General features: G+C 62.2%; 13 protein-coding genes. 4 read left to right on the forward strand and 9 right to left on the reverse strand.

The features are described 5' to 3' along the window. Positions 1-96: 96 nt before the first annotated feature. Genes ACEVBK_RS15870 through ACEVBK_RS15880 form a run of 3 tightly spaced genes read left to right on the forward strand, consistent with a single transcriptional unit; the run spans position 97 to position 2,226 of the window. Positions 97-1,077, forward strand: coding sequence for a hydrolase (locus ACEVBK_RS15870; protein ID WP_375055870.1), 981 nt, complete (start codon positions 97-99; stop codon positions 1,075-1,077). Then, the gene (locus tag ACEVBK_RS15875) at positions 1,074-1,298 is read left to right on the forward strand and encodes a YheU family protein (RefSeq protein ID WP_375055871.1); all 225 of its coding nucleotides are present in this window, start codon (positions 1,074-1,076) and stop codon (positions 1,296-1,298) included. The genes ACEVBK_RS15870 and ACEVBK_RS15875 overlap by 4 nt, the downstream gene beginning before the upstream one ends. Positions 1,299-1,356: 58 nt before the next feature. Next, positions 1,357-2,226, forward strand: coding sequence for a phosphoribulokinase (locus ACEVBK_RS15880; protein ID WP_375055872.1), 870 nt, complete (start codon positions 1,357-1,359; stop codon positions 2,224-2,226). Positions 2,227-2,479: 253 nt separating this feature from the next. Here ACEVBK_RS15880 and ACEVBK_RS15885 read toward each other — a convergent pair whose 3' ends face one another. Further along, on the reverse strand, positions 2,480-2,884 hold the full coding sequence (locus tag ACEVBK_RS15885) for an OsmC family protein (protein ID WP_375055873.1): 405 nt from the start codon (positions 2,882-2,884) through the stop codon (positions 2,480-2,482). A gap of 180 nt (positions 2,885-3,064) precedes the next feature. Between ACEVBK_RS15885 and crp the strand changes: the two genes are divergently transcribed. After that, positions 3,065-3,703, forward strand: a complete 639-nt coding sequence (crp, locus tag ACEVBK_RS15890) for a cAMP-activated global transcriptional regulator CRP (protein ID WP_202081941.1) — start codon at positions 3,065-3,067, stop codon at positions 3,701-3,703. 76 nt (positions 3,704-3,779) lie between these two features. Here the strand turns inward: crp and ACEVBK_RS15895 are convergent, their stop codons facing one another. The 8 genes from ACEVBK_RS15895 to hutI form a co-directional block, all read right to left on the reverse strand. Next, positions 3,780-4,883, reverse strand: coding sequence for a phosphoribosylaminoimidazolesuccinocarboxamide synthase (locus tag ACEVBK_RS15895; protein ID WP_375055874.1), 1,104 nt, complete (start codon positions 4,881-4,883; stop codon positions 3,780-3,782). A gap of 106 nt (positions 4,884-4,989) precedes the next feature. Next, positions 4,990-5,664, reverse strand: a complete 675-nt coding sequence (locus tag ACEVBK_RS15900) for a metal-dependent hydrolase (RefSeq protein ID WP_375055875.1) — start codon at positions 5,662-5,664, stop codon at positions 4,990-4,992. 108 nt (positions 5,665-5,772) lie between these two features. Next, positions 5,773-7,305, reverse strand: coding sequence for a histidine ammonia-lyase (gene hutH, locus ACEVBK_RS15905; protein ID WP_375055876.1), 1,533 nt, complete (start codon positions 7,303-7,305; stop codon positions 5,773-5,775). 12 nt (positions 7,306-7,317) lie between these two features. Beyond that, positions 7,318-8,856, reverse strand: coding sequence for a histidine ammonia-lyase (gene hutH / locus ACEVBK_RS15910; protein WP_375055877.1), 1,539 nt, complete (start codon positions 8,854-8,856; stop codon positions 7,318-7,320). After that, positions 8,849-10,441, reverse strand: a complete 1,593-nt coding sequence (locus ACEVBK_RS15915; protein WP_375055878.1) for a BCCT family transporter — start codon at positions 10,439-10,441, stop codon at positions 8,849-8,851. The genes hutH (ACEVBK_RS15910) and ACEVBK_RS15915 overlap by 8 nt, the downstream gene beginning before the upstream one ends. A gap of 99 nt (positions 10,442-10,540) precedes the next feature. Further along, on the reverse strand, positions 10,541-12,223 hold the full coding sequence (gene hutU, locus ACEVBK_RS15920; protein ID WP_375055879.1) for a urocanate hydratase: 1,683 nt from the start codon (positions 12,221-12,223) through the stop codon (positions 10,541-10,543). 14 nt (positions 12,224-12,237) lie between these two features. Further along, positions 12,238-13,167 carry a formimidoylglutamase gene (gene hutG / locus ACEVBK_RS15925; protein ID WP_375055880.1) on the reverse strand — a complete coding sequence of 310 codons (930 nt, stop codon included), beginning with the start codon at positions 13,165-13,167 and terminating at the stop codon, positions 12,238-12,240. Continuing rightward, positions 13,164-14,372 carry an imidazolonepropionase gene (gene hutI, locus ACEVBK_RS15930; RefSeq protein WP_375055881.1) on the reverse strand — a complete coding sequence of 403 codons (1,209 nt, stop codon included), beginning with the start codon at positions 14,370-14,372 and terminating at the stop codon, positions 13,164-13,166. Before hutI ends, hutG begins: the two co-directional genes overlap by 4 nt. Between the last annotated feature and the right edge of the window lie 108 nt (positions 14,373-14,480).

The following is a 14,480-nucleotide window of genomic DNA, read 5'->3' on the forward strand; positions in this document are numbered from 1 at the left end:
TTATGCACAGCGCCCAGTATTTTATCGGTCTATGGTTTTGTCGCTATGGACTATGTCCCGGTTCAGCCGGCCAACCCGGAGCAATCACAGGAAATTATGATCCACCCCAGCCGATTCACCTCTCCCTGGTGGGCAAGCAACCCCCATGTGCAGACCATACTGGCCAAGTATCTTCATCGTGTTCGCATCGGTTACCGTCGCGAACGGCTGGAGCTGCCGGACGGCGACTTTGTCGACCTGGCCTGGGCCCTGCCCCGGCAAGACGACCGACGCCCACTGGTGGTGCTGTTTCACGGCCTGGAAGGGTGTGTCGAATCCCATTACGCCAGGGGGATGATGGCGGCCTTGCAGCAACGCGGCTGGCAAGCGGTCTTGATGCACTTTCGCGGCTGCAGTGGTGAGCCCAACCGCTACCTGCAGGCCTACCACTCGGGGGCCATCGAGGATCCCCACTACGTACTGGAACGGCTGCGCCGGCGTTATCCCGAGCGCCCCATGGCGGCCATCGGTTATTCCCTCGGCGGCAACATGCTGGTCAACTATCTGGCGGCCCATCCGCGCAACCCGCTCTGCGCCGCCACGGTGATCTCCGCCCCCCTGCAACTGTCGGCCTGCGCCGATCGCATCAACCGGGGCTTTTCCCGCGTCTACCAGCATTACCTGTTGGGGCGGATGAAGCACAACTGGCAGCAACGGCTGAGTCGCCACCCCCGCCACCAGTGGCAGGGCAACCTGGCAGCCATCCGCAGCCTGCGCGAATTCGACGACGTCGTTACCGCCCCCTTGCATGGTTTCGACGATGCCGAGGATTATTACCGGCGCTGTTCCGGTCTCTATAAACTGGCAGCCATCGGTACTCCCACCCTGGTGATCCACGCCGCCGACGATCCCTTTATGAACGAGGCGGTCATCCCCGACGCCAGCCATCTGCCACCGTCGGTCACCTATGAACTGAGCCGCAGCGGCGGTCATGTCGGCTTTATCCATGGCCGGCCCTGGCGACCCCGTTACTGGCTCGAGCAACGGGTTCCCGACTGGCTGGCGGAACACTGGCCCCCCTATCAGGAGCAAGCATGATTATTCCCTTCAACGAACTGGCCAAAGAAACCCTCGACAGCCTGATCGAGCATTTCGTATTGCAGGAAGGCACCGAGTACGGTGAGCAGGACATCTCACTCGAAGAAAAAGTTATTCAGGTTAAACAGCAACTTAAATGTGGAGATGCGGTCATCGTCTACAGCGAGCTGCACGAAAGCGTCAACATAGTACCGGCGGCCCAGTTTCATCACAGACCTTGACCTGCCCCCGGGCCTCTGCGTATAAACATTCACAGTTTAATCAATTTCAGGTTTCGTTATGTCTGCCAAGCACCCCATTATTGCGGTTACCGGCTCCTCGGGTGCCGGCACTTCAACGTCCACCGATGTGTTCCAGTCCATGTTCGCCCAGCTCGGGGTCAAGGCTGCCGTGCTCGAAGGCGACAGCTTCCACCGTTACACCCGGCCGGAGATGGACGTGGCCATCCGCCGTGCCCGGGAGCAGGGCCGCCACATCAGCTATTTCGGCCCCGAAGCCAACGATTTCGAACTGCTGGAGCAGTTTTTCAAGGAATATGGCAACACCGGCACCGGCCAGTTCCGCCGCTACCTGCACACCTTCGACGAAGCGGTGCCCTTCAACCAGATGCCGGGCACCTTCACCCCTTGGCAGCAACTGCCGGAAGACACCAACCTGCTGTTTTATGAAGGGCTGCACGGCGGCGTGGTCACCGAGGATCAGAACGTGGCCCAGCACGTGGATCTGCTGGTGGGCATGGTGCCCATCGTCAACCTGGAATGGATCCAAAAGCTGATCCGCGATACCGCCGAGCGCGGCCACTCCCGGGAAGCGGTCACCGACTCCATCGTCCGTTCGATGGAAGACTACATCAACTACATCACCCCCCAGTTTTCCCGCACTCATATCAACTTCCAGCGGGTGCCGACGGTGGACACCTCCAATCCCTTCAGCGCCAAGATCATCCCTACCCTGGACGAGAGCATGATGGTGATCCGCTTTCGCGGCATCAAGAACGTGGACTTCCCTTACCTGCTGGCGATGATCGACGGCTCCTTCATGTCCCGGCGCAACACCATAGTGGTGCCCGGCGGCAAGATGGGCTTCGCCATGGAGCTGATCCTCCGGCCCATGCTCGAGCAGTTGCTGGAAACCGGCAAGATCCGCTGAAGAGTCTCGGGCCCGGTATGGCTACCGGGCCTGCAGACAGCCGACAGATCTTCAAATGACTCTGTGGTCACTCCCACGAAAACGGGAGTCTGGTGCAAACGGCCATGGCTCTCCGCCTTCGCGGGGATGACGGCGATTAAACCGCAGCACTGAAAGATGCATGTCTAACTAAAAATAGGATGATGGTCTTTGCCTGTTATCGCCCAGGTAGTCGGCCAGAGGGCCAACGCCGCCGGCTCCCGCTCGGGGCGACTCAGGCGGCGCGGATCTCGAAGGAAGAAGAGACCTCCACCGCCTTTTCCAGCATCTTCATGACCGAGCAGTACTTGTCCATGGACAGCTCCACCGCCCGGGCCACCTGCTTCTCGGGAAGCGCCTGGCCGGTCACCACGAAATGCAGCCGGATACGGGTGAAGACCCGGGGTGGGTTTTCGGCCCGATCCGCATCCAGCTCCACCTCACAACCGGTCACCTGCTGACGTCCTTTCTCCAGGATGGACACCACATCGATGGCACTGCAACCACCGGCCCCCAGCAGTACCGCCTCCATCGGGCTGGGCCCCTGCCCCGGGTTGGTGCCGTCCAGCACTATCCTGTGCCCGGACTCGGATACCCCTTCGAAACACATCCCTTCCAACCAGCTAACTTTGGCTTTCATAGCACCTCTCACATAAAAAACCGCATATTATCCTATTGGCCGGGAGCCGACGAGCGGGATAAAAACCCCAAGGCTCTTGATGGTAGGACGTAAGCCTTTTATGCTAGCGGACTATCTACGGAGTATGGCAAGGCAGCCTGCTTGCCGGCGTTCCGCCCGAGTCAATCAAGAGGAAAGTTCATGGTTATTGGCAAGTCCCAAAGTGACCCTACCCTGGAATGGTTTTTGTCACATTGCCATATTCATAAATATCCGGCAAAGAGCTCATTGATCCATGCGGGAGAGAAAGCCGAAACCCTCTACTACATCGTGAAAGGCTCGGTCGCTGTACTGATCAAGGACGAGGACGGCAAGGAAATGATCCTGTCCTACCTGAACCAGGGCGATTTTATGGGCGAACTGGGCCTGTTCGAGGAAACCGAAAACCCGGTGCGCACCGCCTGGGTGCGGGCCAAGACCCCCTGTGAAGTGGCCGAGATATCCTACAAGAAATTTCGCCAGCTGATCCAGGTGAACCCGGAAATCCTGGTGCGGCTGTCGGGGCAGATGGCCAAGCGACTGCAAAGCACCAGCCAGAAGGTGGGCGATCTGGCCTTCCTCGACGTGACCGGCCGCATCGCCGAGACCCTGCTGAACCTGGCTCGCCAGCCGGACGCCATGACCCACCCGGACGGCATGCAGATCAAGATCACCCGCCAGGAAATAGGCCAGATCGTGGGCTGCTCACGGGAAACCGTGGGCCGCATCCTGAAGATGCTGGAAGAGCAGAACCTGATCTCCGCCCACGGCAAGACAATCGTCGTGTTCGGCACCCGCTGAGCCGGCTTTTTACCGCCAACCACCAAGAAACCCGGGATTTCCCGGGTTTCTTGGTTTACTGACCAGCTCGTTAGGGTTAATCCACCAGGCCGTACTGGTCGCGCAGTATGGCGATGATATCCGCCTTGGGATGGTCGGACAGCGCCAGTTTCTGGCCGGTGATCTTCTCGGCGATGCCCACATAGGTGCGGGACACGTCCATCAGCACCTCGGCCGGCAGGGCGTTGTCCCGGGCCAGGGCCTCGCGCTCGGGCATGCGATCCTTGTTGAGCAGGATATCCGGATCCGGGAAGTGGTTGAGCAGTACCTGGCGGAAGTCCTCCTTGGAGTTTTCCACGATACGCCCTTCCCGCCAGGCGGGGCCGTCCCAGATGCGGGACGAATCGGGAGTGCCCACCTCGTCCATGTAGATCAGTTGCTCGTTGCCTTCGGCATCGGCGACATAGCCGAACTCGAACTTGGTATCCACGAAGATCTGGTCAAGCTTGGCCAGCTCCTTGCTTATCACCTCGAAGCCTTCCTTCAGCAGCCGCTCGTACCGGGCGATATCATCACGGCTCTTGAAGTTGAAGGCGACGAAGTTGTCCTCGATATTCTGGCGGGTGATGTTGACGTCGTCCGCCTCCGGTACCCCGGGAATGCCCCTGAGGATGCCCTTGGTGGAGGGAGTCATCAGCAGTTCGGGCAGTTTCTGATCTTTTTGCAGGTCGTCCGGCAGGCGGATACCGCAGAATTCCCGCTCGCCCTTGGCGTAGCTGCGCCACATGGAACCGGTGATGTACTGCCGGCAGATGGCCTCGATCTTCACCGGGGTGGCCTTCTGCACTATCCACACGAAGGGGTGGGGGATGTCGAGGATATGGCTGTCGGCCAGGCCCTGCTCGCGGAACAGCCTGAACCAGTGGTTGGAGATGGCATTGAGCGCGGCCCCCTTGCCGGGCACCCCGTTGAGGCCGCCTTCCCCGTGCCAGATGCAGTCGAAGGCGGAGATGCGATCGCTGATCACCATGATCGCCAGGGGCGCGTCGTCGGCCACGTTGTAGCCTTTTTCCCGGATCAGGCGGCGGCTGTCTTCTTCGGTCAGCCAGTAGACGGAGCGCACCTTGCCACTGTGCACCGGTTGCTTGGTACGGATCGGGAGGTCGTTGTTAACGGCCAATACCTTGTCTGCAAGACTCATCACTTGTGTCCTGTGTGTGGAATGTTGAACCTGTACTGGAAGTCGGCCCCGGTGGTTATTGTACTTGTGATCGGAGGCGGCAGGGCTTGCCAGCGGCGCTATCTTATCAGATGTGGGAAAGCGGCAATAGCCGCTGCAACACCAGGATCCAGGAAGGAGCGCTCGGTGCCAGCCACCAGCCGCCCGCCAGCAGGGACAACAGCAACAGGTTGGGCAGCGGGGCACGCCACTCGGTAATCTTCAGCGCTGTGCCGAAGGACTTTTTGATACGCCGCCCTTCCAGATCGATACTGTACAGCTCGTCCAGCAGCAGGTGGATAAAGGCGCCGATAAACACAAAGGCCCCGGTTTCCCAAGCCAGCGTCGGCGCTGCGCCAAACAACCGATAACATATCACCACCACGGCCAGGGCAAAGACCCCGTTGGCCAGCAGCGAATGCAGTATGCCCCGGTGCACGGTAAAACGGGCGAAGACCCAGCACAAGGGGTAGCGGATGATGCCGTAGGCAAGGGCACCCAGCACCAGGGTATCGGTGAGCGGCAGCCGCTCCTGGCCATAGAGCAGCACCAGCAGGGCTCCCAGTATGCCGAACAATCGGAAGATGATGCGGATGGAGCGCGAGCTGTCGGCGTCGATATCCGGCAGAATGCCGCCCAGGGTGCCCGCCAGCCACAACAGCAGCCCCTCCGCCAGGGTCACCTGCTGGGCCCATAGCATGGCGCCGGCCAGCAGGCCGCTGGCCACCGATGCCACCTGAATATGGGTTCTGAAATCCGCCATCGACCGCTCCCGGGCTGAGAAAGGCGGCGAGTGTAGCATGCCGTCACTGGATAAAAAAACAGGGCTGCCGCGGCAGCCCTGTCAAGTTCCCCGCAAGCGGAGTCGTGCTCAGTGGCTGGGCAGCAGGTCCGACAGGACCAGGCGGCTCAGGGTACCCGCCTTGAGCAGGGCGTCGGCCCGCTCGATATCGGGGGCGAAGAAGCGGTCCTTGTCGTAGTAGCTCACCTGCTCGCGCAGGGTCTGGCGCGCCAGCTCCAGCACCGGCGTGGTCTTGAGTCCGCCGCGGAAATCCAGGCCCTGGCAGGCCGCCAGCCATTCGATGGCCAGCACGCCCCGGCTGTTTTCCACCATGCCCCACAGCCGGCGACCGCCGTTGGGCGCCATGGAAACATGGTCTTCCTGGTTGGCGGAAGTGGGCAGCGAGTCCACCGAATGGGGATGAGCCAGCGCCTTATTGTCGGAGGCCAGGGCCGCGGCGGTCACCTGGGCTATCATAAAGCCGGAGTTGACGCCGCCGTTTTCCACCAGGAAGGGCGGCAAGCCGGACATATGGGTATCCATCATCAGCGACACCCGCCGCTCGCTCAAGGAACCGATTTCGGCGATGACTAGGGCGAGATTGTCCGCTGCCATGGCCACCGGCTCGGCGTGGAAATTGCCGCCGGAAATGACGTCGTTGTCTTCGGCGAACACCAGCGGGTTGTCGGACACCGCGTTACCCTCGATCAGCAGCACCTCGGCGGCCTGGCGCAACTGGGTCAGGCAGGCGCCCATCACCTGGGGCTGGCAGCGCAGGGAATAGGGATCCTGCACCTTGGCACAATTCACATGGGTCTTGCTGATATCGCTCTGCTCGCCCAGCACATGGCGGTAGGCGGCGGCGGCATCGATCTGGCCCTGCTGGCCGCGCACCTCATGGATGCGGGCATCGAAGGGCCGACGGGAGCTGAGGGTGGCTTCCACCGTCAGCCCGCCCACCACCACGGCGCTGGCGAACAGATCTTCCGCCTCGAACAGGCCGCGCAGGGCGAAGGCGGTGGACACCTGGGTGCCGTTCAGCAGCGCCAGGCCTTCCTTCGGCGCCAGGCCCATGGGCTTCAGGCCGGCAATCTCCAGCGCCACGCCGGCGCTGATGACCTCGCCCTGGTAACGGGCATGGCCCTCACCCAGCAACACGCAGCTCATGTGCGCCAGGGGCGCCAGGTCGCCGGAAGCTCCCACCGAACCCTTGGCGGGAATGCAGGGGTAGACGCCGTGGTTGACCAGCGCCATCAGCGCCTCCAGCACCTCCAGGCGGATGCCGGAGTAGCCGCGGGCCAGGCTGTTGATCTTGAGCACCATGATGAGCCGCACCAGCTCGTCGCTGATAAGATCCCCAAGGCCGGTGGCGTGGGACAGCACCAGCGAGCGCTGCAGGGTTTCCAGATCTTCCGGCTTGATACGGGTATTGGCCAGCAGGCCGAACCCGGTGTTGATGCCGTACACGGTGCGGTCTTCAGCCACCATGCGGTTGACGCAGTCGACCGACGCCTGGATGGCACCATGGGTGCTCGGATCCAGCGCAAGCCGGACCGGCAGCTCATAGGCCTGGCGCATCTGTGCCAGGGTCATTTTTCCGGGGTTGATTACAAGGTTTGACATAAGGTGACTACCTCAGGCATCGAGTTGAGGAAACAGCTGGCACAGGGGCGCCAACGATTGTTGCTCTCGCAGCAACTGGTAAGTTGCGCAAATATCTAACTGGAGCGAGTGTTCTTCTTCATAGAAAGCAACCCGCTCTCTCAGCAGCCGCCAGGCCAGGCCGGTGCCGAGACCAAACAGTTTTTCTTCAATAAAATCGAATGCTTGCCCTGCAAGCAAAAATTCAATCGCCAACACATGGAAGGCATTATCCAGGGCCTTGTCGAGCTTCAAGGCGCTGCTTTCGCCCAGGCTCAGATGATCTTCCTGCAATCCGGAAGTCAGGAAGTTGTCGGTCACCGCCGGCTGAGCCAGGCGCTTGTTATCGGCCACCAGTGACGCAGCCGAATATTGTGCGATCATCATGCCCGACTTGACCCCACTGCCGCGGGTCAGGAATGGCGGCAGCTTATTAGCCTGGGGCGTGACCAGGCGATAGCTGCGCCTTTCAGAGATCGAACTCCACTCGCACACGGCGATAGCCAGCAGGTCACAGGCCATCGCTACCGACTCGCCGTGGGGGTTGGCTTGGGATATCACCCGATATCCCTGCTCGCCTCTGATCACCAGGGGGTTGTCGGTCGCCGAGTTCAGCTCGGCGTCAACCTGGGCGGCGGCGTGCTCGAACTGATCGCGGCAAGCGCCATGCACCTGGGGAATGGATCTCAGGCTCAGCGCATCCTGCAGATGCTCTCCCTGGCAACCAGCCAGTACCTGGCTGTCCTGCAGCAACTGACGCAGGTTTTCGCCGCTACGGTCGACACCCCGGTGTCGCTTGCGCCGGGTCACCGCCGGCGACAGGGCATCCAACTGGCCCCGCAGGGCTTCAAAACTCATGGCCCCGATCACATCGGCCCAGGCGGCGAGCCTGGCCGTATCCGCCAGGGTCAGGCAGGCCAGACCGGTCATGGCCGGGGTACCGTTGACCAGGCAGAGCCCGTCTTTGGGACCGAGTACTACCGGCGCCATGCCGATGTCATCCAGCGCCTGCTGTGCTGGCTGTCGCCGGCCACGAAACTCGACTTTCCCCTGCCCCAGCAGCGCCAGGCCGATATGGGCCATATGGCTGAGATAACCGACAGAACCCTGGGCCGGCACCAGGGGAGCTATGCCTTCGTTCAACAGACGTAACAGGCCTTCGACGACTCCTGGGCTGACCCCGGAACAGCCATGGCTGTAGTTGATGACGGCACAGCACATGATGGCGCGAACCTGTTCGCTGCGGAGGGGGGCACCGATGCCACAGGAGTGGCTCATCAGCGTGTGCCAGGAAAGCTTCTGCAACTGGTTACGCTCAAGCACCACGTCGCACAGGGCGCCCAGACCGGTATTGATGCCATAGTAAGGCCGTCCGGAGTCGGCAAAGGCCTCGACCGCGGCGCGCGCATCCGCAACCCGGCTCCAGGCACCATCCGACAGCGAGAGCCGGGCACCGAAGCGGGCTACCCTTACCACCTCCTGCCACCCCAGATCCTGGTCTGCAATCATCACGGGGGGATACAGCTTAGTCATTGACGACCTCCGCCTTCAGGCTGGACGCGGACGGCACTTCATCGGCGCACTCCTTCTTGGTGATAAACACCCGGGCGCCGGACGCCACGATAAGTACGAACAGGAACAGGACCGAGAAACCACCGGCGGCGGCGAGGAACTTGATGCCGTCGACGCCCTGGGCACCACCGCCGAAGGCCACCATGATATAGGCGATGGCGCCGATGGACAGTCCCCAGATGATCTTCTGCGCCTTGGGCGACTCCTCGTCTGCACTGATGTTCTTGGTACAGATGGTCGCGATGGTGGACGACATGGAGTCGGCGGCGGTGGCGAAGGAAATGATCAACGTAAAGATGGCCAAGGGGACCAGCACGCCGGAGAACGGCAGATGCTGCAGGAAGCCCCACAGTCCCGAGACGGCACCATTCTCGGTGACCACCTTGACCAGATCCAGGGTACCGTCCAGTTGCCACTTGATGGCGGAGCCGCCCCAGATGGCGAACCAGAGCATGCCGAATACCGAAGGCAGAATCCAGTTGATGATCAGAAACTCGCGCAGCGTCCGGCCGTAGGAAATACGCGCCAGGAACAGGCCCATCAGGGGAGCATAAGCGATCCAGATTGACCAGTCGTACATGGTCCACCAAGTGACCAGGGCTTCGCCCCCGGACTCTTTGGTATCGAACGCCCACAGGAAGAAGTTGTCCAGCCAGTAGCCGATGCTGGTCACCGACAGGCTGAAGATATAGCTCACGGGACCGACCAGCAGCAGTATGACCATAAAACCATAGAAGATGTAGGCGTTGACCGATGACAGGAAACGAATGCCGCGCTTGAGCCCGGACAAGGCCGAGGTGATAAAAATGGCGGAGATGAGCAGGGTCAGGACAAGCCAGGTGGTCGGGCTCGACTTGATACCGTATTCGGCTTCAATCCCAGAGCCGATCAGCGCCAGGCCGGCGCCCAACGAGGAAGCCAGACCCAAAGCAATGGCCAGTACGGAAATAATATCGATTAGGGAACGCACCGCCGGCTTGCGCTCGTGACTTCCTATCACCGGAGAAATCGTCGAGGCGATGGAGAAGTCTTTCTTCCGGTTGTAGTGCATATAGCCGATCATCAGGCCGACGATGGAATAGATGGCGTAGGGAATAAAGCTCCAGTTATGGAAACTTCGGGCAATCGCAAAGATGGCGGCTTCACCGGTATTGGCGGCAAACGACTGGTTGGCGATTTCCCCGTAGATATTGCCCATATAAATAATGGGCTCGTTTACCGAATAGGTCACGACACCGGTTGCGATACCGCCGGTCAGCGCCATGGCGAAGGTGGTCGCCATCGAGAACGTCGGCTTGGCATTGGCTCCCCCCAAGCGGATATTGCCAGCCTTGGAGAAGAAAATATAAGCCACGACTCCCAATGCCGATACCGCCAGCAACTGGTAGAGCCAGGCAAAATCCGACAGTGAAAAGTAGAAAATATCCTTGGCTATTTTTACCAATAACTCGTTGTTGATCAGTCCCACTGCCACGGCGATGAGAACGATCGCGAACGCCGGCACAAATACACCGGCATTCAGGCTTTTTTTTCCGTTGACAGACATCTTTCCTTCCTTGTCGACACTACATCGAAAGCCAGAACGGGAGCCGACGCCGGGATAACAACCGGCATCGACCCCTTCTTTACTTAAGGGTCGCTAATGTCAGCGATCGTTCACCATGGGCAGATCCAGGCCGTTGTCACGGGCGCAGTCGATGGCGATATCATAACCCGCGTCGGCGTGGCGCATCACCCCGGTGCCCGGGTCGTTACGCAGCACCCGGCCCAGGCGCGCGGCGGCGGCGTCGGTACCGTCGGCCACGATCACCACGCCCGAGTGCTGGCTGAACCCCATGCCGACCCCACCACCGTGGTGCAGGGATACCCAGGTGGCACCACCGGCGGTGTTGAGCAGGGCGTTCAGCAGCGGCCAGTCGGAGACGGCATCGGAGCCGTCCATCATCGCCTCGGTTTCCCGGTTGGGGCTGGCGACGGAGCCGGAGTCCAGGTGGTCACGGCCGATCACGATGGGCGCCTTCAGTTCGCCATTCTTGACCATCTCGTTGAAGGCCAGGCCCAGGCGGGCACGGTCTTTCAGGCCGACCCAGCAGATACGGGCGGGCAGGCCCTGGAAGCTGATACGCTCGCGCGCCATGTCCAGCCAGTTGTGCAGGTGCGGGTTGTCGGGGATCAACTCCTTCACCTTGGCGTCGGTCTTGTAGATGTCCTCCGGATCGCCGGACAAGGCCACCCAGCGGAAGGGACCTATGCCCTGGCAGAACAGCGGACGGATATAGGCCGGGACGAAGCCGGGGAAGTCGAAGGCATTCTTGACCCCCTCTTCCAGCGCCATCTGGCGGATGTTGTTGCCGTAGTCGAAGGTGGGCACGCCCATCTGCTGGAAGTCGAGCATGGCCTGCACATGTACCGCCATGGACTGCTTGGCGGCCTTGACGGTGGCCTCGGGCTGGGTCTTGCCGCGAACCACGTACTCCTCCCAGCTCCAGCCCTGGGGCAGGTAGCCGTGCAGCGGGTCGTGGGCGCTGGTCTGGTCGGTGACCATATCCGGGCGTACGCCGCGCCTGACCAGTTCGGGCAGCACATCGGCGGCATTGGCGCACAGGCCGATGGAGATCGCCTTGCCCTCGGCGGTGTAGCGCTCGATACGGGCCAGGGCATCATCCAGGCTCTCGGCCTGCTCGTCCAGGTAGCGGGTACGCAGGCGGAAGTCGATGCTGGCTTGCTGGCACTCGATGTTCAGCGAGCAGGCACCGGCCAGGGTCGCCGCCAGGGGCTGGGCGCCGCCCATGCCACCCAGGCCGGCGGTGAGGATCCAGCGGCCCTTGAGGCTGCCGTCATAATGCTGGCGACCGGCCTCGACGAAGGTCTCGTAGGTGCCCTGGACGATGCCCTGGGAGCCGATGTAGATCCAGGAGCCGGCGGTCATCTGGCCGTACATCATCAGGCCTTTCTTATCCAGCTCGTTGAAATGTTCCCAGTTGGCCCAGGCCGGCACCAGGTTGGAGTTGGCCAGCAGCACCCGCGGCGCATCGGCGTGGGTCTTGAACACGCCCACCGGCTTGCCGGACTGGATCAGCAGGGTCTCGTCGTCTTCCAGCCGCTTGAGTACGTCGACGATGCGATCGAAGCAAGGCCAGTTGCGGGCGGCGCGGCCGATGCCGCCGTACACCACCAGATCCTCGGGGCGCTCGGCCACGTCCGGGTGCAGGTTGTTGTGCAGCATGCGGTAGGCGGCTTCGGTCAGCCAGCTTTTGCACACCTTGTTGACGCCGGTGGGCGCCTTGATAACACGGCCAGGAGCGTGACGATCGTTTTGTTGTGACATGTGGGTTTCCCTCTTTACAGTGTCAAAGTATGAATCAACCGAGCCGCCAGCCTGGCCGTGTGGCCATCCACGTCATACTCGGGGTTGAGCTCGGCCAAATCGGCGAGCCGGAGCTTGCCACTGGCCTTGATCTGTTCAATTACGGGTTCAATCAAATCCAGCCCCACCCCCCGGGCCGCCGGCGCACTTACGCCGGGTGCCTGGGCGGCAGGGAACACATCGATGTCGATGGTCAGGTAGAGGTGGTCGCAGCGACCGATAAAGTCCGCCACCTCCTGCTGCAGCCGGGGCAGAGTCGCCGCCGTCATGGCCCTGTCTTCCCACACCAGCACCCCGAGCGCCTCGGCGCGCCGGAACAGGTTTTGGGTATTGGCGGCCCGGCTTACCCCCAGGCAGGCATACTGGAAGGGCCAGCCGCGCTGTTCGGACTGTTGTGCAATCTGGGCAAAGGGGGTGCCGGACGACACCACGAAGCTGGGATCGCGCAGATCGAAGTGGGCGTCGAAATTGATGATGCCGATGCGCGGGCTCTGCTCACGTGGCGCCAGATGCCCGGCCAGTCCCAGCCAGGAGCCGAAGGCCACCTCGTGGCCACCGCCCATGACGATGGGGAAATGCCCCAGGTCCAGCGCCTCGCTCACCCGGGTGGACAGGGCCTGGTGAGCTCCTTCCAGATCCTCGCCTTGGCAGACCACGTCGCCGGCGTCGAACACGGCCGTGCCCTGGTGCCAGGCCAGGCTGCCCAGCATCTTGCGCATGGCCGCCGGGCCCTTGGCGGCACCGACGCGGCCCTGGTTGCGGCGCACCCCTTCGTCACAGCCAAAGCCGATCAGCACGGCGCCCGGGGCCCGGGCCTGTTCCAGCGGCTGCACCTGCTGGTGCCAGCGATGGGTGTCGGGCTCGGGATCGACCCGGCCGCTCCAGGGGGTCATGTCAGTCTTCATGCAGGCTCTCCCGCTACGATGCGTTGAACGAGCCGGGGCAGGCCCACGCTGTAGGCCAGCTCGGCGTAATTGTCGGTATCCCACAGGCACAGATCCGCCGCCAGACCCGGGGCAATGCGGCCACACTCGCGCTGCAACCCCAAGGCCCGAGCGCCCTGTGCGGTGACCCCGCGCAGGGCTTCCACCGGGGTCAGGCGGAACAGGGTGCAGGCCATGTTCAGCATCAGTTTCAGGCTGAAGATGGGCGAGGTGCCGGGGTTGGCGTCGGTGGCCAGGGCCATGGGCACCCCGTGGCGGCGCAGCAGTTCGATGGGCGGCACTGTTGTTTCACGCAGCATATAAAAGGCACCGGGCAGCAGGGTGGCGACGGTGCCGGCCTCGGCCAGGGCCTTTACCCCCGCCTCGTCCAGGTATTCCACATGATCCACCGACAGCGCCCCGGCGCGGGCGGCGGCGGCGCTGCCGCCCAGGTTGGACAGCTGCTCGGTATGGCCTTTGATGGCGAGGCCATGGGCCTTGGCGGCGGCATAGACCCGCTCGCACTGGGCGACCGAGAAAGCAATCTTCTCGCAGAATACGTCCACCGCGTCGGCCAGCCTTTCGGCGGCGGCGGCCGGGATCATCCGGCTGCACACCAGCTCGATATAGCCGTCGGCATCGTCTTTATATTCCGGCGGCAGGGCGTGGGCGCCCAGCAGGGTGGTGACCACCCGCACCCTGAGCACGCGCCCCAGGTGACGCGCCACTCGCAGCATCTTGAGCTCGTTTTCCACATCCAGGCCGTAGCCGGACTTGATCTCGACCGTGGTCACCCCGTCCACCATCAGCGCCTCGAGGCGCGGCCGGGCGGCGGCGAACAGCTCCTCCTCCGAGGCGGCGCGGGTGGCCCGCACCGTGCTGAGGATGCCGCCGCCGGCGCGGGCGATCTCTTCATAGCTCTTGCCTTCGAGCCGGGCCTCGAACTCCCCGGCCCGGTTGCCGCCGTACACCAGGTGGGTATGGCAGTCCACCAGCCCCGGAGTCAGCAGCCGGCCTTCGGCATCGACCAGCTCGAACCCGGCGTGGTCGGCCTCGCTCAGTGCGCTCATGGGTTTCAGCCAGGCGATGCGGCCATCCTTAACCGCCACCGCCATGGGCTCGGCGGCGGCATCGAGGCCGTCGAACAGGGTGGCATTGACCCAGAGGCGGTGAGATGACTGTGGCATGACTGGTTCCTTGAATCGCTATTTGTATATACATTTAAACCTTCACCCGCCCTTTGGCAAGTATCAATCGATAAAAAACCCGGATTTATCGATCGTTATCACATAAAA

This window comes from Zobellella sp. DQSA1, from assembly GCF_041950555.1.
Taxonomy (GTDB): Bacteria; Pseudomonadota; Gammaproteobacteria; order Enterobacterales; family Aeromonadaceae; genus Oceanimonas.

Excerpts from the sequence above, each read along its gene's own strand:
- ACEVBK_RS15870 (WP_375055870.1), top strand. The coding sequence starts at position 97 with ATGATCCACCCCAGCCGATTCACCTCTCCCTGGTGGGCAAGCAACCCC.
- ACEVBK_RS15875 (WP_375055871.1), top strand. The coding sequence starts at position 1,074 with ATGATTATTCCCTTCAACGAACTGGCCAAAGAAACCCTCGACAGCCTG.
- ACEVBK_RS15880 (WP_375055872.1), top strand. The coding sequence starts at position 1,357 with ATGTCTGCCAAGCACCCCATTATTGCGGTTACCGGCTCCTCGGGTGCC.
- ACEVBK_RS15885 (WP_375055873.1), bottom strand. The coding sequence starts at position 2,884 with ATGAAAGCCAAAGTTAGCTGGTTGGAAGGGATGTGTTTCGAAGGGGTA.
- crp (WP_202081941.1), top strand. The coding sequence starts at position 3,065 with ATGGTTATTGGCAAGTCCCAAAGTGACCCTACCCTGGAATGGTTTTTG.
- ACEVBK_RS15895 (WP_375055874.1), bottom strand. The coding sequence starts at position 4,883 with ATGAGTCTTGCAGACAAGGTATTGGCCGTTAACAACGACCTCCCGATC.
- ACEVBK_RS15900 (WP_375055875.1), bottom strand. The coding sequence starts at position 5,664 with ATGGCGGATTTCAGAACCCATATTCAGGTGGCATCGGTGGCCAGCGGC.
- hutH (WP_375055876.1), bottom strand. The coding sequence starts at position 7,305 with ATGTCAAACCTTGTAATCAACCCCGGAAAAATGACCCTGGCACAGATG.
- hutH (WP_375055877.1), bottom strand. The coding sequence starts at position 8,856 with ATGACTAAGCTGTATCCCCCCGTGATGATTGCAGACCAGGATCTGGGG.
- ACEVBK_RS15915 (WP_375055878.1), bottom strand. The coding sequence starts at position 10,441 with ATGTCTGTCAACGGAAAAAAAAGCCTGAATGCCGGTGTATTTGTGCCG.
- hutU (WP_375055879.1), bottom strand. The coding sequence starts at position 12,223 with ATGTCACAACAAAACGATCGTCACGCTCCTGGCCGTGTTATCAAGGCG.
- hutG (WP_375055880.1), bottom strand. The coding sequence starts at position 13,167 with ATGAAGACTGACATGACCCCCTGGAGCGGCCGGGTCGATCCCGAGCCC.
- hutI (WP_375055881.1), bottom strand. The coding sequence starts at position 14,372 with ATGCCACAGTCATCTCACCGCCTCTGGGTCAATGCCACCCTGTTCGAC.